Source organism: Pseudomonas sp. SDO55104_S430, from assembly GCF_054070595.1.
In genome coordinates, this window is record NZ_JBSVXG010000058.1 from 1 (window position 1) to 17,676 (window position 17,676).

Below are 17,676 nucleotides of genomic sequence, written 5' to 3' on the forward strand. Positions count from 1 at the left end.
AATACCAGCCGAATTTAAGGCTGCAGGGTTCCCCTGCAACATAGAATCTCCCACACTTGCATCTGTTCTCCACAAAATTTTTTTCGCTGAATAAATCTCTATAAATCAATAACTAACGACCAGATCGCTGGCTCATTGAAAACTTTTTCAGAAATTTATCTTGCGCACTAAATATTAGCGCGATACATTCACCTCGCACTCAGTTAGCGCACAAACATTTAGCGCAACACAAACCCAGTCAAATCAAATCGAACGAGGCTTTCACCATGCAAACTCTCTACACCGCAATCGCAACTTCCACCGGTGGCCGTGACGGTCGTGCGATCTCCAGCGACAACATTCTCGACGTCAAACTCGCCACCCCAAAAGAACTCGGCGGTGCAGGCGGCGCGGCAACCAACCCTGAGCAACTGTTCGCCGCCGGCTACTCCGCCTGCTTCATCGGCGCCCTGAAATTCGTCGCCAGCCAGACCAAGCGCAGCATCCCGAGCGATGCCTCGATCACCGCCCATGTCGGCATCGGCCAGATCCCTGGCGGTTTCGGTCTGGACATCGACCTGCACATCAGCCTGCCGGGCCTGGAACAAACCGACGCACAAGCACTGGTCGACGCAGCCCACCAGGTCTGCCCGTACTCCAACGCCACCCGTGGCAACGTCGATGTACGTCTGCACGTGACCGTCTAACCGTCGCCGTCCAACCAGGCCCGAACAGGAAATGAACATGAACACTTTCAGCAAAGTCTTGACCGGTACCCTTCTCGCTCTGTCCGTCCACAGCGCGTTTGCCGGCGACGTTGAACACAACACCCAGGCATTTCTCGATGTGTTGAACGCCGGCACCGGCAAACCGATGGAACAGATGACGCCCAAGGATGCCCGCGCCGTGCTGGTGGGCGCGCAGTCGGGGGTGAAGCTGACGTTACCGAAAGCCGATGTCAGCCAGAAGACAATCCAGGTCGATGGCCAGCCGCTGAGTCTGACCGTCGTCCGGCCGGCCGGGGTCAAAGGTGAGTTGCCGGTGTTCATGTTCTTCCACGGCGGTGGCTGGGTCCTTGGGGATTTCCCGACCCACGAACGGCTGGTTCGTGACCTGGTGGCCGGTTCCGGCGCGGTGGCGGTGTTCGTCAACTACACCCCGTCTCCGGAAGCGCATTACCCGGTTGCGATCAACCAGGCCTACGCGGCAACCAAGTGGGTGGCCGAGCACGGCAAAGAGATCAACGTCGACGGCAAGCGTCTGGCCGTGGCCGGCAACAGCGTCGGCGGCAACATGGCGGCAGTGGTCGCGCTGATGGCCAAGGACAAGGGCACACCGGCAATCAAGTATCAGGTCCTGCTGTGGCCGGTGACCGATGCCAACTTCGATACCGGTTCCTATAACCAGTTTGCCGAGGGGCACTTCCTGACCCGCAACATGATGAAGTGGTTCTGGGACAACTACACCACCGACGCCAACCAGCGTAACGAGATCTACGCCTCGCCGCTGCGGGCGACCCCTGCGCAACTCAAGGGCCTGCCACCGGCGCTGGTGCAGACGGCAAGTGCCGACGTGCTGCGCGACGAAGGCGAAGCCTACGCCCGCAAACTCGACGAAGCCGGCGTGCCGGTGACCTCGGTTCGCTACAACGGCATGATCCACGACTACGGTTTGCTCAACGTGGTGAGCCAGGTCCCAGCGGTGCGTTCGGCGATGTTGCAGGCTTCGCAGGAGCTCAAGGAGCACCTGAAGTAACACAATCCCTTGTAGGAGCGAGGCTTGCCCGCGAAGGCGCAATACCAATCGACATCAGTGTCGGCTGATAGAACGCTTTCGCGGGCAAGCCTCGCTCCTACAGGAATCTTTCAGGCACAAAAAAGCCCGACTCAATGGTCGGGCTTTTTCATTCCTCAAGCAGTGCTTATTTAGCACGGCCTTTGTAGGAACCGCCTTCGCGGGTGTCGATTTCGATCATGTCGTCGATTTCGATGAAGTCAGCAACCGACAGTTCGGTGCCGTTCTTCAGTTTGGCAGGCTTCATGACCTTGCCGGAAGTGTCGCCGCGAGCGGAACCTTCGGTGTAGGCAACCTGACGCACGATGGTGGTCGGCAGCTCTACGGAAACCAGACGGCCTTCGAAGAACACGGCTTCGCAGACGTCGGTCATGCCTTCTTCGATGAACGGCAGAACGGCTTCGATGTCTTCAGCGTTCAGCTCGTACATGGTGTAGTCGGTGGTGTCCATGAACGTGTAGGAGTCACCGCTGATGAACGACAGGGTCGCTTCTTTGCGATCCAGGATCACGTCGTCCAGCTTGTCGTCCGCACCGTAAACGGTTTCAGTCTTGTAGCCGGTCAGCAGGTTCTTCAGCTTGGTCTTCATGATCGCGCTGTTACGGCCCGACTTGGTGAATTCAGCTTTCTGAACCAGCCATGGATCGTTGTCGATACGCAGCACGGTACCGGGTTTGAGTTCTTTACCAGTTTTCATTGCGAATATCCGAATTTGGATGGGATTTACAAAAATCTAGGCCGCGTATCATAGCCAATTTACATAAAACTGTACCAGCGCCGCGGCGAGATCGGGCCGGGAGGCCTGTTCCAGACACCACGTTTGCGCGTGTTTTTGCAGCTCTGGCCAGTGTTTGCGGGTCGATTGCCAGTGGTCGGTCATTTTTTCGCCGGCGTTCCAGGCACGCCACAAACCACTGATCGCCTCCCGTGCAGGCTCCGAAAGATCCTGCACATACAGCGTGAGGAAGGCCTCGAGCTTGTCCAGATGGACGTCTTCTTCCTGTTGATAAATGTGCCAGAGCAACGGCAGGCCCGCCCATTGGGCACGGACGAACGAGTCCTCGCCGCGCACGGCGTTGAAATCGCAGCACCACAGCAAACGGTCGTACTCGTCCTGCCGGACGAACGGCAGCACCTGCACTGTCAGGCCATCGCGCACATGCACGGCGCCGGCCGTCAGGTCGCTTAAGCCCAGCCAGCGTTCGACATCCCCCAGAATCCGCCCTTCCGGCACCAACAGATGCGTCGGCGTCGAATCGCTCGCCAGCGCGTCCATCCAGCTGGCCAGCCCCGCGTTTTCGTAGGCGAACAGCGAAATCAGCTGTGAACCAGGAACACGATCGATCCCCAGGCCCTGCAGGAAAGCGCGCTGAGCCTCGGGATCCTGCTGGAATTGCTGGCGCCGATCGAGCAATCCACCCTCGCGCAGCAAACCACCGGTGCCCTGACGAAAGCCCGGAAAGAAGAAGAACTTCTGCACGTGCCGGTATTTGACCGACGGCAAGCCGTGACAGCCGATCACCCAGTCCTCGGCGCTCAGGTAATCGAGGTTCATCCACAGCGGCGGCTTCTCGCGCTCGGCCATGGCGTCCATATAGGCACTGGGCAGTTGGCAGGCGAACGCGGCAATCACCACATCCGCGGCATCGACCGGCTGGAAGTCGGCGCTCCAGTGACGCACTTCGACGCCCTGCTGCCATTGCTGGCCGGTGTGGATATCGATTTCCGGGCACATGCGCTCGAAAGCTCGCAGATCATCGACCCACAAGCGCACCGCCACGCCATGCTCGGCAACCAGCTGGCGCGCCAGGCGCCAGGTCACGCCGATGTCGCCGTAGTTATCCACCACAGTGCAAAAAATATCCCAGCGGGTTTTCAGTTCAGACATTCCAGGCTCCCGTTGGCAAAGGCAGCGATTGTCCGCATAAATTCCCCCATACAGAAGAGCCGACGACGATTAATCTTTCTGCGACAATCGCAAATGCCCGCGACCCACCGCCAGGAGGCAACCATGCCCTACCGTCCCAACCCGCGCCGCCCGTTGCCGATCCAGCTCAATGCCCTGCAACTGACCGGCAGCATTGCCTTGGGTCTGTGGCTGGGGTTCATTGCCATCGCATTGACCTGCTGGCTCGCTTCACGCTTCGTGTTCAACGAACAATTGGCGCCGGTGGCCCAGGCAGTGCAACAACTGGCCAACCCGCCCGTGGTGCAGCAGGTTCCCGATCTTCCTCCCCAGAGCCCGCTGTTCGAGCAATACGAAGAGAACCTGCGCAAGAGCGAACAGGCCGCACGCCTTGATCAGGCCCGTAGCAGTAACCGTAATCTGTCGAACCCCAAATGCCAGTTCTGGCTGCAACAGGACCAGACGGCGCCCAGCGAAAAAAGCCGCGCCAATGTCCTGCAATTCTGCGATTGATCATGAATAAACAGACCGTTCACCAACTGATTCTCGACAAACTGCGCATCGATCTCGACATCGCCGAGCGCGCGGCGCAGACCGCCTACGAAACGGCTACACACGAAGAGAACATTGCCGAAAACAAGTACGACACATTGGGACTGGAGGCGTCCTATCTGGCGGCCGGGCAAGCCAGGCGCGTCGAGGAAATCCGCCAGTCCCTGGCGCTTTGCCAGAACCTGATTCTGCGTCCATATGACGATCAGCGCGGTATCGAGGTCGGTGCGTTGCTGGGCCTGGAAGACGAACAGGGTCGCGAACAGTGGCTGTTCCTGGCACCGGATGCCGCAGGGCTGAAGGTAGAGCTGGTGGGACAACCGGTCACCGTCATCACCCCGCGCTCACCGCTGGGCAAAAGCCTGCTGGGCAAGTTCGAGGGCGATGAGGTGGAGATTCTGGTGGCGGGCGCTCGGCAACAGTTCGCTGTCACCGAGGTCGTCTAGAAAAGATCAGTGGACGGGCAGTTCGACGCCTTCGAACAGCTCTTCCAGTTCCTGCTTGTTATGGCACTGAATGGCTTTGGCCATGACGTCGCGGGTCAGGTGCGGGGCGAACTTCTCGATGAAGTCGCACATGAAGCCACGCAGGAAGGTACCGCGACGGAAACCGATCTTGGTGATGCTCGATTCGAACAGTTCGCTGGCATCGAGTACGACCAGATCGTTGTCGAGTTTGGTATCAACGGCCATTTTCGCCACGATGCCCACGCCCAGGCCCAGGCGAACGTAAGTCTTGATCACGTCGGCGTCGGCGGCGGTGAACACCACTTTTGGCGTCAGGCCGCGATGGCTGAAGGCTTCGTCGAGCTTGGAACGGCCGGTGAAACCGAACACGTAAGTCACGATCGGGTATTCGGCCAAGGCTTCGAGGGTCAGCTTCGGCAGTTTGGTCAGCGGGTGACCGTGAGGGACGACCACGCAGCGGTTCCAGCGGTAGCACGGCATCATCACCAGATCGCCGAACAGCTCCAGCGCTTCAGTGGCGATGGCGAAATCCACGGTGCCGTCAGCGGCCATTTCGGCGATCTGCATCGGCGAACCCTGGTGCATGTGCAGGGCCACGTCCGGGTATTGCTTGATGAAGTTGCTGATCACCGGCGGCAGTGCGTAGCGCGCCTGGGTGTGGGTGGTGGCAATCGACAGGGTGCCTTTCTTCTCGTTGGAGAATTCCTGAGCGATCTGCTTGATGCTTTCGACCTTGCGCAGGATCTCGCCGGCGGTGGTGATGATGCGCTCGCCGGCCGGGGTGACGCGGGTCAGGTGTTTGCCGCTGCGGGCGAAAACTTCGACGCCCAGTTCGTCTTCCAGCAGGCGGATCTGTTTGCTGATGCCCGGTTGCGAGGTGTAAAGGCTTTGGGCTGTAGCGGAAACGTTGAGGTCGTGGTGCGCCACTTCCCAGATGTAGCGCAGTTGTTGAAGCTTCATATGAATCCCTCAAAGCAGATAGACGCCACGGGCATCAGCGACGGTATATAACTATATGAATGGTTTGAAGAATAAATCTAGAACTTTTTTATCAGAATGCCACTATTCATTGCGTTCTAGCGATCCCCCTGGCGACGACGTTGCACCAGCGGCACCAGGTAAACCGGCACCTTCGACAGCTGCAACACACGCGCTGCGGTCCGCCCCAGAGGCGTTTCCGCACCAGCACCATGGCTATGGCTACCTACGATCAGTAAATCCACGGAGAGTTTCTGCGCCTGATCCAGAATCACTTGCGCCGGATCGCCCTGCAGCACACGTACCGCCTGGATCCGCTCCAGGTCATGCTCGCCCTCTTCTCCCAATTCCTCCCGAAAACTGTCCAGTACCCGTTGTTCGATATTGGCGATAACGGTATTCAGACCCTGACTGTGAAATTCGTTCAGCGCCTGCTCATCCAGATAGCTCTGCAGCACTGATTCGGCAAACAGCCCCATGGGCTCAACCGCATGCACTACGTACAGGTCGGCATTGAATGTCCGTGCCAGTTCCAGGGCGTGCTGCATCACCACGGGGGCGTACAGACCGAGGTCAGTGGCATAGAGCATCGAGCGAATCATATGACCTCCTCTGATACCAACATGGCGGAGATTGATTCAGCTTAGCAGTGCCTTGGAGACTACGACGTTTGGCGCAACACGTTGATCGGCGGGCTTAAACCTTTTGCTCGTTGCTTATGCCATGGGGCACATGACCGGTGGCGACGACTTCCCGGGCCAACTCGCAATGACCGGCCTGATCATCGAAAAACACATCGGCGGCGAAGGCCTCGAGAAACGCCGATTTGGTCAGGCCGCCGAGAAACAGCGACTCATCCAGACGGATGTCCCACTCGCGCAGGGTGCGGATCACCCGCTCGTGGGCCGGCGCAGAGCGGGCGGTGACCAGCGCCGTGCGGATCGGGCAGGCGCCATCGGGAAACTCGCGCTGCAACAGATTGAGCGCGGCGAGGAAGCCCTTGAAAGGACCGCCGCGCAACGGTTCGCGGGCCGACTCGCGCTCCTTGGCCTGAAACGCTTCCAGGCCGCCGGACTGATAGACGCGCTCGGACTCATCGGAAAACAGTACCGCATCGCCGTCGAAGGCAATGCGCAATTCATCGCTGGCGGCGCGGCTGGCTCCTCCCGACAGAATCGTCGCTGCGGCGAAACCGGCGTCCAGCGCGCTGCGAACGTCTTCGGCATGGGTCGAGAGGAACAGGTCGCAGCCAAAAGCCTTGAGATAAGGATAAGGACTGCGCCCGCCGACGAACGCCGCCCGGGAAATCGCCAGCCCATAGTGGTCGATCGAGTTGAACACCCGCAGGCCGGTGTCGGCACTGTTGCGTGACACCAGGATCACCTCGACCCGGGCACGGCCGAGGTGAGCATTGAGGTTGAGGAGTTTCTGCACCAGAGGGAAAGCATCGCCGGGTTCGAGAATTTCGTCTTCGTGCTCGATCTGATACTGCCGGTAGGCCTCGACGCCGCTCGACAGATAGACTTTGTGGCTTTCACTCAAATCGAACAGGGCTCGCGAGGAAATCGCCAGTACCAGTTTGTCGTCGATGTTTTTTGCCATGCCCTTCCCCCCTCGGATGGATCGACTCAGCGGTTACGTCGATCGATGAAACCCAGACTGCGATACAAGGCCTCGATTCGCGGCAGTTCGCAGCCCGCGGCCTTTGCCGCTGCCAGTGGCCGGGCGTAAATGGCGTCCAGTTCCAGCGGTCGCTTGTGCAGATGATCGTGGTACATGCTCGGCCAGTAGTCGGGCATTTTCTCGGTCATCATGAACAGATGCTCGGCATAACCGGCCGGCACTTCGTGACCGCAAGCGATGGCTCCCTGCACCACTTCGGACATCAATGCCTTGATCAACTCACGGCTATCGGTATCGGCCATCAACGGCGTGGTGCTCGCCCCCAGCAACACCGACAGACCGTTGTAAGGAACATTCCAGACCAGTTTCAGCCAGCGCGCCTGGTGCAGGTTGGCCATGGCCTGTGAATCGATGCCGGCGCCGCGGAACAAACCGACACCTTCCTCGACGATCGCGGTGCGCTGCGCGCCATCGGCGGCCGGGCCGCTGTGGTAGCCGACATGCACCGCGCCCAGCGCCTGATGGGTGATGACCCCGGGTGCTTCGCGATGGACGCAGATATAGCAGAGCCCGCCCAGCACATGCAGCGAATCAGGCAGCAATTCACGCAGGCTGTCCTCGACGTCGAGGCCATTCTGCAACAGCAGCACCTTGGCATTCGGCGCCGCGGCCTGCTGGATGATCGGCGCCAGGTCCGCGTTGCTGGAGGTTTTCGCCCCCACCAGCAGCCAGTCGCAGGGCGGCATGTCTTCGGCGGCCGAGTAGGCCTGCACCGGGTTCAAAGTGAGCGCGCCATGCACCGCGCTGTGCAATTGCAGCCCGCGTTCGGCCACCGCGGAAAACTCGCTGCGCAGCAGAAAGTGCACATCAAAACCGGCTCGCGCCAGCATCAACCCGTAGAAACCGCCGATTGCACCGGTCCCGATAATACCGATTGTCGGTTTGGCAACTGCCCCCATCATGGCAACTCCTCAGCTGTTCGACTCAGCGCTTGCCGGATCGCCCGATTCAGTTCGGACGCGGTCAGGCGCGAATGCAATGCTCCAAAGAACTCACCGTCGCGCACCACAAACAGCGCCGGCAAATGAAAGACCTGATAGCGCTCGACCACCCCGCCGTTGTTTCCGGCGTCGATCCAGCACAGCCGATCGACCGCCAGATCGAGCGTCGGCAATTGTTCGCGGGCAAAGCGGCAACTCGAACAGCCGACACTGGTGAAAATCACCAGAGATACGCCGTTCATCGTCAGCAGCCGCTGGTCGGCGTCAAAATCGGTCAGTTCCAATTCGACCACTATACTGGGGGAAATAATGTCAGATGGCCGACACATGGAGTCCGTGTTCATGGGACGATTCATTCCTCATCCTGACGATGTACCGGTGGAATTGACGCTACTCAAGCCCGAGTGTATTTCGCGGCAACAGCTGCACACTATCAGCCTCGGGGGTGTGGCTTGCAATTATCACCGCGCGTGGCGTCACGGCACGGCGCTTGAAGTGCGCATGCCGACCTTGAACCCCGACATGCGCTTTCTGGGCTATGTGGCCTGGTGCCTGCGCCGCAAGCACGGTTACCTGGTGGGCATCGCCTTCGTCGACGAGCAGACGCTGTTCAGCGCGCGGATGGGCGAGCAGGTCTGCCGGATAGAGCGTTATTGCCGCCAGCATGACGTCCATGACGACCTTCAGGAGGTCCAGGCCCGGGCGCTGGAGTGGGTCCAGCAACATGCCGACGAGTTTTCCCATGAGACAGTGCGCAAGGCGTTTGCGCAGCCTGTGCTGGATTAGCCAATTACCCAATCCCTGTGGGAGCGAGCCTGCTCGCGATGGTCGACAACGATGACCCACGGGTATCAGAATGCCCGCGCGGACCGGGTGTTTTTCGCGAGCAGGCTCGCTCCCACAAAAAACCGGGCTGCTGCCATGCCAAATCACGACCTTAAACGCCCCAAACCCGCGTCTGCCCATTGTCTAGCCACGGTGTAACGCGCTAAGGTTCGGCTCCCCGACGCGCTTAATTTGCTGTGCTCCGCCGCGCGGGTTCGCTGGCGGCCTGCACCCGTGACCTGACGAGTAAACGATGGCTGATTTACCGATCAACGACCTGAACGTCTCTTCCAACGAGACGCTGATCACCCCCGATCAGCTCAAGCGTGACATCCCTCTGAGCGACGCCGCGCTGCGCACCGTCACCAAGGGCCGCGAAGTCATTCGCAACATTCTTGATGGCACCGACCACCGCCTGTTCGTGGTCATCGGGCCTTGCTCGATCCACGACATCAAGGCCGCCCACGAATACGCCGAGCGCCTGAAAGTGCTGGCCGCGGAAGTGTCCGATACCCTGTATCTGGTGATGCGCGTGTATTTCGAGAAGCCACGCACCACGGTCGGCTGGAAAGGCTTGATCAACGATCCGTACCTGGATGACTCGTTCAAGATCCAGGATGGCCTGCACATCGGTCGTCAGTTGCTGCTGGACCTGGCCGAAATGGGCCTGCCAACCGCCACCGAAGCCCTTGACCCGATCTCCCCGCAGTATCTGCAGGACCTGATCAGCTGGTCGGCCATCGGCGCGCGCACCACCGAATCCCAGACCCACCGTGAAATGGCTTCCGGTCTGTCCTCGGCCGTCGGCTTCAAGAACGGCACCGACGGCGGCCTGACCGTGGCCATCAACGCCCTGCAATCGGTTTCCAGCCCTCACCGTTTCCTGGGCATCAACCAGGAAGGCGGCGTGTCGATCGTGACCACCAAGGGCAACGCCTACGGTCACGTCGTGCTGCGCGGCGGCAATGGCAAGCCGAATTACGACTCGGTCAGCGTCGCGCTCTGCGAGCAAGCGCTGAACAAGGCGAAGATCAAGCCGAACATCATGGTCGATTGCAGCCACGCCAACTCGAACAAGGATCCGGCCCTGCAGCCGCTGGTGATGGAAAACGTCGCCAACCAGATCCTCGAAGGCAACCAGTCGATCATCGGCCTGATGGTCGAAAGCCACCTGAACTGGGGCTGCCAGGCAATCCCGAAAGACCTCGCCGACCTGCAATACGGCGTGTCGATCACCGATGCCTGCATCGACTGGACCGCTACCGAGAACACCTTGCGCAGCATGCACGCCAAGCTCAAGGATGTACTGCCCAAGCGCGATCGCACCTGATCACGTTTTAATGCAGCAAAAAAAACGCCGGGCAAGCCCGGCGTTTTTTTATGTGTTCGTTTTGCTGAAGGTCACTGGCTCAGCTTGGCCGCGTGCCGCTGGTGGCGCTCCATGTAGCGCTCGACGTAGGAGCACGATGGAATGACGGTGTAGCCCATTTCCTCGGCGTACTGCAGCGCCTGTTCGGTCAGTGCGGCGGCAATGCCGCGACCGCGCAATGCGTTGGGCACGAAGGTGCGATAGATATCCAGGGTCTGTTTCCCCAGATCCATATAAGTCAGGTAGGCACGATGACCGTCCACATTGGTCTCGAACTGATGACCAGCCTGGTCATGGTGGATGGACAACGCCTCGCTCATCACTACTCCTCGCGGGTCTTTTGAATTTCGACCCCTACCTTACCGATGTTTTTCCGGCGAAGGAACAACTACGCCACCCCGTGCCTGAATGGACACCGAGAAGAGCTACACCGATCTCGCGCAACCGAGCACGTACAAATAGTAGGCACCATTGGCGCAAATGCTCAAGGTGCGCTCGTCATCAGTCTGGTTGGCGGGTGCTGCTCCGGGTTACGCAGGAACGGCTCGAGCACGGATCGCCCCGTGTCGACAGCCTGATCATTGCCGGATGTTGACACTTAAGACGAGCCCCCGTGTTTAAAGTCACCAGTACATGGAGAAAGATATGAGAGGCATCGCGCAAAACCCGAACGAAAGTGTAGACGAAACCATCTAGATACACTTTAGGAAAGTCCGGAAAAACAGTTGTTTAGGTGGGGAACTTTTCCGCGCAGGCTCGCTCATCTCGGGCCTCCCAGCTGAATATTTTTTAAACAGCGCAGTTAAAAGTTGCTCGAAAAAGAATCAACGCCTACAATTTTTTTGGCTTCCTGCTTTATGTCAGTTTACTTACGACAAGTAATGGGTAGTATGTACGCCGGCTATTTCCTCAATGGGAGGAGAAAGCCACTTAATAGAAAGTCCTTGAAGGGGAACACGATGAACAACGTTCTGAAATTCTCTGCTCTGGCTCTGGCCGCAGTTCTGGCTACCGGTTGCAGCAGCGCATCGAAAGAAACCGAAGCACGTCTGACCGCTACTGAAGACGCAGCAGCTCGCGCACAAGCTCGTGCAGACGAAGCTTACCGTAAAGCTGACGAAGCTCTGGCTGCTGCTCAAAAAGCACAGCAAACTGCTGACGAAGCTAACGAGCGTGCTCTGCGCATGCTGGAAAAAGCTAGCCGCAAGTAATAATCCCTCGGGATTGTTATCAAGCCGACCCATTCTTGGGTCGGCTTTTTTATTGCCCGCGGTTTAGTGCAGGCATAAAAAAACCCGCTGATGCAGTGCGCATCAGCGGGTTCTTCTCAAATGTTACTGCAATGGATCCAGTGGTGCACTGCTCACCATGGGAGCGGCGGAGTTCGGTACGGCGATCTCCACCGGCAAACCATCTTCAGCGGCAACCACGTCACGCACTACATCCCAGTTCATGCGCAGGTTGTTGGTGATGTCTTCACGCTTGAGCATCGCGTTGATCACCGAGGTGTGCTTGTCGACCACCGACGGATTGCCCTTGTCGTCCAGTGGCGTGTGCGCTTCCAGGTAAACCTTGCCGCCACTTACGCCGAACTTGTACGGGTCGTTGATGATGCGCACCGAAGTGCCCACCGGCACCATGCCGGCCATTTCCAGCACGTTGTTGTTGAACATGCGGAAACAGCCATGGCTGGTGCGCATGCCGATGCCGAATTTCTTGTTCGAACCGTGAATCAGGTAGCCCGGAGTGCCCAGGGTGAACTTGAACGGCCCCAGCGGGTTATCGGGACCGGCCGGCACCACGTTCGGCAGCGGATCGCCATCGGCGGCGTGTTCGGCCTTGATCGACGCCGGCGGTGTCCAGGTCGGGTTCGGCGTCTTGGCGATGATGCTGGTGTGGGCAATCGGCGAGCCCCAGCCTTCACGACCGATACCCAGCGGGAAGGTGTAAACCACGTTCCGGCCTTTCGGGTAGTAGTAGAGGCGGTATTCGGCCAGGTTGATGACGATGCCTTCACGCGGGCCAGGCGGCAGGATGAAACGGGTCGGCAGCACGATCTCGGTGCCGGCGCCCGGCAGCCAAGGGTCGACACCCGGGTTGGCCGCGACCATTTCCGTGTAGCCCAGGTCGTAAGTGGTGCCAAGGTCGGCGAAGGTATCTTCGTACTTGGCCTTGATCACTTGCACCTGGCCGACGATGTCTTCACCAGGCGGTGGCAGGGGCAGCTCCAATGCTGCAACGGGACCTGCTGCAAAGAGCGCGGCAAGAGTCAGGCAGCGGGTGACGGCAGGAAAGCGCGGCAACATCCGGAAAGTCCTTCGCATGATCAACAGAGGGTATGGCGCGCGATTGTACACCGACACCCCGGTATTCGGGGAGCCAGCCGATAGCTTGCTAATCTTGAGGCTTCAAAGCTCGAACCGCAGCTCCGGCCAGATCGGCGAGGTACCGCGCTTTTGCGACTCGAGAATGGCCCGGCACAGCGAGCACAGGCGATGGTCCTGGAACACCCGGCGATCGACGCTCGACCAGCGCGGTTGAGCCGGCAGCAGGCTTCCGCACAGGGTCCGATCCGCCGAACCTCCCAGCTCCAGCTGACGGGTCACCAGATGAACCCGCACTTCCTGGCAGGCGAACAGATCCAGCTGTTCGTCAGGCTCGATCAGTTGGTAAGAGAAAAGTGACCAGGCGGGACGCGGCATCGGGGGCTCCAAATCGGGGCGACACATTAGCCGAAAGCCCGCCTCTGGAAAAGTGTCATAACAGCGGTTTTAAGGTAGGCCAGACATTTTCCAGCAACTTGTCCTGAGCCCCGGCCGCCGGGTGGATGCCGTCGGCCTGCATCAACTCGGGATGCCCGCCCACGCCGTCGAGAAAAAATGGCACCAACGGGATGTTTTTCTCGCTGGCGACGTTGCTGAAGACATCCGCGAAGGCCTTGGTGTAGCGCGCACCGTAGTTGGGAGGCAACTGCATGCCGAGCAACAGCACCTTGGCGCCACTGGCGCGGGAGCTGTCGATCATCGACGCAAGATTTTGTTGCAATTGCGTTGGCAACAGTCCGCGCAGCCCGTCATTGCCGCCCAGTTCGAGGATGACCAGCTCAGGCTTATGCTCTGCAAGCAGCGCAGGCAGCCGCGCCTGGCCTCCGGCGCTGGTGTCGCCGCTGATGGAGGCATTGACCACTTTATCGTCAAAACCTTCGCGCTTGAGCCGCTGCTCGAGCAACGACACCCATCCCAGCCGGGTATCCAGCCCGAAACCGGCGCTGATACTATCGCCAACGATCAGGACTGTACCCGCCGCTGCGTTCTGGGCCATGCACATCAAGGCCAGGCCAGCACTCAAAAACCATACACGCATCGGATTCTCCATGGGCGCAAGCATTCTCACCGCGAAGAACCTTAGCAAAGTGGTTCCCAGCGCGGAAGGTGATCTGACTATCCTGCACGAACTCAGCCTGCAGCTGAACAAGGGCGACAGCCTGGCCATCGTCGGCGCTTCGGGCTCTGGCAAATCCACCCTGCTGGGCCTGCTCGCCGGTCTCGACCTGCCGAGCAGCGGCGAAGTCACCTTGGCCGGGCAGAGCCTGAGCAATCTCGACGAGGACCAGCGTGCGCGCATCCGCGCCGAGCACGTCGGCTTTGTCTTCCAGTCCTTCCAGCTACTCGACAGTCTCAATGCCCTGGAAAACGTCATGCTGCCTTTGGAGCTTGACGGCCGCAAAGATGCCCGCGGGCGTGCCACCGAGTTGCTGCAGCGGGTCGGCCTCGGCCAGCGCCTGACCCACTCGCCGCGCCAGCTCTCCGGCGGCGAACAGCAACGTGTGGCGATTGCCCGGGCGTTTGCCGCTGAACCTGATGTGCTGTTCGCCGACGAACCCACCGGCAACCTCGACAGCCATACCGGGGAGCGCATCAGCGATCTGTTGTTCGAACTCAACAAGGAACGCGGCACTACCCTGGTGCTGGTCACCCACGATGAGCGTCTGGCACATCGCTGCCGACGCCTGATCCGCCTTGAAGCCGGCCTGCTGGTCGCCCCCGTGGAGGCCTGATGGCACGTCTGCCGCTGTTGCGCCTGTTCAGTCTCGCCATTCGCCAACTCCTGCGCGATGCCCGCGCCGGTGAATTGCGCGTGTTGTTCTTTGCCCTGCTGGTAGCGGTGGCTTCCAGTACTGCCATCGGCTACTTCGGCGCTCGTCTCAACGGCGCGATGCTGATGCGTGCGACCGAGTTCCTGGGGGCGGATCTGCTGCTCGAAGGCAGTTCGCCGGCCCGCGACGAGCAAATTAAGAGCGGTATCGAACTGGGTCTTGAGCATGCACAGGTGGTGGAATTTTCCAGCGTCATTGCCACGGACAACGGTATTCAGCTCTCCAGCATCAAGGCGGCCGACTCTGTCTACCCGCTGCGCGGTGAGCTGAAAAGCGCGCCCGCGCCCTTCGCTGCCGAAGAGTCCGGAGGCGGACCGAATCCAGGTGAAGCCTGGGTCGAGGGGCGTTTACTGACTGCGCTCAATCTGAAGATCGGCGACAGCATCGATGTCGGCATGAAAACCCTGAGGCTCGCCCGGGTACTGACCTACGAGCCCGACCGCGCCGGCAACTTCTACAGCCTGACGCCCCGGGTCCTGATCAACCTCGACGATCTCGCCGCCACCGGCGTGGTGCAGCCCGGCAGCCGGGTCAGTTACCGCGAGCTCTGGCGGGGCAATGCGTCAGCCCTGGAAACCTATCGCCAACTCATCAAACCCGGCCTTGCCGCCAACCAGCGCATTCAGGATGCCCGCGATGGCAACCGGCAGATAGGTGGCGCGCTGGGCAAGGCTGAGCGTTATCTGAACATGGCCAGTCTGGTGGCGGTGTTGCTGGCGGGTGTCGCCGTAGCCCTGTCGGCGACGCGCTTCGCCACACGCCGATTCGATGCCAGCGCACTGTTGCGCTGCCTTGGATTGTCCCGCCGGGAAACCATGGTGCTGTTCAGCTTGCAGCTGACTGTCCTCGGACTGCTCGCCAGCATCGCCGGTGCCCTGATCGGTTGGCTGGCGCAACTGGGACTGTTTGCTCTGCTCCATGATTTGTTGCCCAGCGACGTACCTCCAGGCGGCGTATTCCCCGCCATCGCCGGCATCGGCACCGGACTGGTGGCACTGGCCGGCTTCGCCCTGCCACCACTGGCGGCCTTGGGTAGGGTGCCTCCTCTTCGGGTCTTGCGCCGCGATCTGCTGCCGATTCCTTCCAGCACCTGGATGATCTATGGCGCTGCATTGGCCGCTCTGGGCTTGATCATGTGGCGCCTGAGCCTGGACCTGGTATTGACCTTCGCCCTGCTCGGCGGCGGGGTGATCGCGGCGCTGATACTGGGCAGCCTGCTGTTGTTGCTGCTCAAAAGCCTGCGGCGAATGCTGGCCCGGGCTTCGTTGCCGTGGCGTCTGGGTCTGGGCCAATTGCTTCGCCATCCACTGGCCGCCGCCGGGCAATCCCTGGCATTCGGCCTGATCCTGCTGTCGATGGCACTGATCGCCCTGCTGCGCGGCGAATTGCTCGACACCTGGCAGAACCAGTTGCCGAAAAACGCACCGAACTATTTCGCCCTGAATATCCTGCCCGCGGACAAAGAGGCGTTCACCGATCGCCTGTTCTCCCTCTCTGCACAATCGGCGCCGCTGTATCCGGTAGTGCCGGGCCGTCTGATCAGCATCAATGGCGAACCGGTGCAACAGATCGTCACCAAGGAATCGGCGGGAGACCGGGCGATCCAGCGAGATCTGAGCCTGACCTGGGCCGCGGATCTGCCTGCAGGCAACACGATCACCGCAGGCAACTGGTGGCCCGAGCAGCCGCCGGACGACATCCCGGGCGTATCGGTGGAGGGCAAGGTCGCGGAAAGTCTGAAGCTCAAGCTGGGCGACCACCTGATCTTCACCGTGGGCGGGGTCAACCGCGAAGCTAAAGTCACAAGCCTGCGGGATATCAATTGGGACAATTTCCAGCCGAACTTCTTCATGATCTTCCAGCCGGGCACGCTGAGGGATCTGCCAGCGACCTACCTGACCAGTTTTTATCTGGCGGCGGGTCATGATCAGCAGATCGTCGAGTTGTCCCGAAGCTTTCCGGCGGTGACCATTCTGCAAGTGGAAGCCTTGCTCGCGCAGCTGCGCAGCATCCTCGCCCAGGTCACCCTGGCGGTGGAGTATGTGCTGTTGTTTGTCCTGGCGGCAGGCATGGCTGTGCTGTTTTCCGGCTTGCAGGCGACGCTCGATGAGCGCATCCGCCAGGGTGCACTACTGAGGGCGCTTGGCGCGGAACGGCAGTTGCTGGTGAAGGCCCGGCGAATCGAGTTCGGTTTGCTGGGCGCGGTCAGCGGCTTGCTGGCGGCGCTGGGCTCGGAAGTCGTGAGCCTGGTGCTCTACCGATACGCGCTGGATCTGCCCTGGCATCCACACCCATGGCTGCTGGTGCTGCCGTTGATCGGTGCAGTGCTGATCGGCGGGGCTGGCGTGTTCGGCACTCGCCGTGCGCTGAATGCCAGCCCGCTGACGGTATTGCGCGAAGGTTGAAGCTCGATTGCACCGCGCTGATCCTGTTGAAGGTGAAGCGCGGATGCACAATGACCTGCATTACCGCCTAATTCTGCTCGTAACGAATCTCGTTGATCCACCACAGCACCTCGCCGCTCGGGGTCTGCACCACAGCCTCATCGCCCTCTTCCTTCTTCAGAAGCGCACGCGCCATCGGCGAATCGATCGAGATGTAATCGTTGCGACCATAGATTTCGTCGTACCCCACAACCCTGAACTTCTTGATCTCCCCCGCCTCGTTTTCGATCTCGACCCAGGCCCCGAAAAACACTTTGCCTTCCTGCTCGGGCGAATAGGCGACCACCCGAACATCCTCAAGCCGCTTGCGCAGATAACGGACGCGCCGGTCAATTTCCCGCAGCAGCTTCTTGTTGTACTGATAGTCGGCGTTTTCACTGCGGTCACCCAACGACGCCGCCCACGTCACTTTGCGCGTGGTATCAGGACGTTTCTCTCGCCATAGATAGTCGAGCTCCTGCTTCAGAGCTTCATGACCTTGCGTTGTGATGATGTTCGTACTCAAAGCGGGGTGCTCACTGGCGATTACATCGGCTAACGATATTTGAACCACTCTTGATCAGGCAACTGTCGACGGGTTTG

At 60.0% G+C, this 17,676-nt stretch carries 21 protein-coding genes; 9 read left to right on the forward strand and 12 right to left on the reverse strand.

Translation table 11 applies throughout. The features are described from left to right. Nucleotides 1-266: 266 nt before the first annotated feature. Nucleotides 267-686 carry an organic hydroperoxide resistance protein gene (locus ACW9JE_RS12790; protein WP_224537233.1) on the forward strand — a complete coding sequence of 140 codons (420 nt, stop codon included), beginning with the start codon at nt 267-269 and terminating at the stop codon, nt 684-686. A gap of 37 nt (nt 687-723) precedes the next feature. Beyond that, nucleotides 724-1,734, forward strand: a complete 1,011-nt coding sequence (locus tag ACW9JE_RS12795) for an alpha/beta hydrolase (RefSeq protein WP_224537235.1) — start codon at nt 724-726, stop codon at nt 1,732-1,734. Nucleotides 1,735-1,900: 166 nt separating this feature from the next. On the opposite strand, the gene ACW9JE_RS12800 is transcribed toward ACW9JE_RS12795, so the two are convergent. Further along, entirely contained in the window at nt 1,901-2,470 is a 570-nt protein-coding gene (locus ACW9JE_RS12800) for an elongation factor P (RefSeq protein WP_110964190.1), read from the reverse strand. A 48-nt stretch (nt 2,471-2,518) separates the two neighbouring features. Then, nucleotides 2,519-3,661 (reverse strand): elongation factor P maturation arginine rhamnosyltransferase EarP, encoded by a 1,143-nt coding sequence (earP, locus tag ACW9JE_RS12805; protein ID WP_224537236.1) that lies wholly within the window; start codon nt 3,659-3,661, stop codon nt 2,519-2,521. 123 nt (nt 3,662-3,784) lie between these two features. On the opposite strand from earP, the gene ACW9JE_RS12810 reads away from it, so the two are divergent. Both ACW9JE_RS12810 and ACW9JE_RS12815 read left to right on the forward strand, forming a co-directional pair. Beyond that, on the forward strand, nt 3,785-4,192 hold the full coding sequence (locus ACW9JE_RS12810) for a hypothetical protein (protein ID WP_224537238.1): 408 nt from the start codon (nt 3,785-3,787) through the stop codon (nt 4,190-4,192). A 2-nt stretch (nt 4,193-4,194) separates the two neighbouring features. Next, nucleotides 4,195-4,677: a GreA/GreB family elongation factor gene (locus ACW9JE_RS12815; RefSeq protein ID WP_224537240.1), complete on the forward strand. Its 483-nt coding sequence runs from the start codon at nt 4,195-4,197 to the stop codon at nt 4,675-4,677. 6 nt (nt 4,678-4,683) lie between these two features. On the opposite strand, the gene cysB is transcribed toward ACW9JE_RS12815, so the two are convergent. The 5 genes from cysB to ACW9JE_RS12840 form a co-directional block, all read right to left on the reverse strand. Beyond that, the gene (cysB, locus tag ACW9JE_RS12820) at nt 4,684-5,658 is read right to left on the reverse strand and encodes an HTH-type transcriptional regulator CysB (protein ID WP_175376976.1); all 975 of its coding nucleotides are present in this window, start codon (nt 5,656-5,658) and stop codon (nt 4,684-4,686) included. A gap of 116 nt (nt 5,659-5,774) precedes the next feature. Beyond that, nucleotides 5,775-6,278 carry a universal stress protein gene (locus tag ACW9JE_RS12825; RefSeq protein ID WP_224537242.1) on the reverse strand — a complete coding sequence of 168 codons (504 nt, stop codon included), beginning with the start codon at nt 6,276-6,278 and terminating at the stop codon, nt 5,775-5,777. A 94-nt stretch (nt 6,279-6,372) separates the two neighbouring features. After that, a complete protein-coding gene (locus tag ACW9JE_RS12830; protein WP_224537244.1) occupies nt 6,373-7,278 on the reverse strand; it encodes a 5'-nucleotidase in 906 nt (301 codons plus the stop codon). Nucleotides 7,279-7,304: 26 nt separating this feature from the next. Further along, nucleotides 7,305-8,261 carry a putative 2-dehydropantoate 2-reductase gene (locus tag ACW9JE_RS12835; RefSeq protein ID WP_457432952.1) on the reverse strand — a complete coding sequence of 319 codons (957 nt, stop codon included), beginning with the start codon at nt 8,259-8,261 and terminating at the stop codon, nt 7,305-7,307. Beyond that, nucleotides 8,258-8,644 (reverse strand): thioredoxin family protein, encoded by a 387-nt coding sequence (locus ACW9JE_RS12840; protein WP_457432953.1) that lies wholly within the window; start codon nt 8,642-8,644, stop codon nt 8,258-8,260. The genes ACW9JE_RS12835 and ACW9JE_RS12840 overlap by 4 nt, the downstream gene beginning before the upstream one ends. Here ACW9JE_RS12840 and ACW9JE_RS12845 point away from each other — a divergent pair. Beyond that, nucleotides 8,643-9,086: a PilZ domain-containing protein gene (locus tag ACW9JE_RS12845; RefSeq protein WP_224537250.1), complete on the forward strand. Its 444-nt coding sequence runs from the start codon at nt 8,643-8,645 to the stop codon at nt 9,084-9,086. The genes ACW9JE_RS12840 and ACW9JE_RS12845 overlap by 2 nt on opposite strands. A gap of 292 nt (nt 9,087-9,378) precedes the next feature. Beyond that, entirely contained in the window at nt 9,379-10,455 is a 1,077-nt protein-coding gene (locus ACW9JE_RS12850) for a 3-deoxy-7-phosphoheptulonate synthase (RefSeq protein ID WP_224537252.1), read from the forward strand. Between the two features lie 71 nt (nt 10,456-10,526). On the opposite strand, the gene ACW9JE_RS12855 is transcribed toward ACW9JE_RS12850, so the two are convergent. Next, complete coding sequence (locus ACW9JE_RS12855; RefSeq protein ID WP_020800382.1) at nt 10,527-10,814, reverse strand: GNAT family N-acetyltransferase; 288 nt, start codon at nt 10,812-10,814, stop codon at nt 10,527-10,529. Nucleotides 10,815-11,453: 639 nt separating this feature from the next. On the opposite strand from ACW9JE_RS12855, the gene oprI reads away from it, so the two are divergent. Further along, nucleotides 11,454-11,705, forward strand: coding sequence for an outer membrane lipoprotei OprI (gene oprI, locus ACW9JE_RS12860; RefSeq protein WP_011335311.1), 252 nt, complete (start codon nt 11,454-11,456; stop codon nt 11,703-11,705). A 123-nt stretch (nt 11,706-11,828) separates the two neighbouring features. Here oprI and ACW9JE_RS12865 read toward each other — a convergent pair whose 3' ends face one another. From ACW9JE_RS12865 to ACW9JE_RS12875, 3 genes are all read right to left on the reverse strand, one after another. Further along, the gene (locus ACW9JE_RS12865; RefSeq protein ID WP_457432954.1) at nt 11,829-12,800 is read right to left on the reverse strand and encodes a L,D-transpeptidase family protein; all 972 of its coding nucleotides are present in this window, start codon (nt 12,798-12,800) and stop codon (nt 11,829-11,831) included. Nucleotides 12,801-12,902: 102 nt separating this feature from the next. Beyond that, nucleotides 12,903-13,196: a hypothetical protein gene (locus tag ACW9JE_RS12870; RefSeq protein ID WP_077044623.1), complete on the reverse strand. Its 294-nt coding sequence runs from the start codon at nt 13,194-13,196 to the stop codon at nt 12,903-12,905. A 55-nt stretch (nt 13,197-13,251) separates the two neighbouring features. Further along, nucleotides 13,252-13,857: an arylesterase gene (locus ACW9JE_RS12875; protein WP_457432955.1), complete on the reverse strand. Its 606-nt coding sequence runs from the start codon at nt 13,855-13,857 to the stop codon at nt 13,252-13,254. 10 nt (nt 13,858-13,867) lie between these two features. On the opposite strand from ACW9JE_RS12875, the gene ACW9JE_RS12880 reads away from it, so the two are divergent. Together ACW9JE_RS12880 and ACW9JE_RS12885 are read left to right on the forward strand one after the other, a co-directional pair. After that, nucleotides 13,868-14,551, forward strand: coding sequence for an ABC transporter ATP-binding protein (locus ACW9JE_RS12880; protein WP_224537258.1), 684 nt, complete (start codon nt 13,868-13,870; stop codon nt 14,549-14,551). Then, complete coding sequence (locus tag ACW9JE_RS12885) at nt 14,551-17,055, forward strand: ABC transporter permease (RefSeq protein WP_457432956.1); 2,505 nt, start codon at nt 14,551-14,553, stop codon at nt 17,053-17,055. Before ACW9JE_RS12880 ends, ACW9JE_RS12885 begins: the two co-directional genes overlap by 1 nt. Nucleotides 17,056-17,122: 67 nt before the next feature. Here the strand turns inward: ACW9JE_RS12885 and greB are convergent, their stop codons facing one another. Next, entirely contained in the window at nt 17,123-17,599 is a 477-nt protein-coding gene (greB, locus tag ACW9JE_RS12890) for a transcription elongation factor GreB (protein ID WP_457432957.1), read from the reverse strand. Between the last annotated feature and the right edge of the window lie 77 nt (nt 17,600-17,676).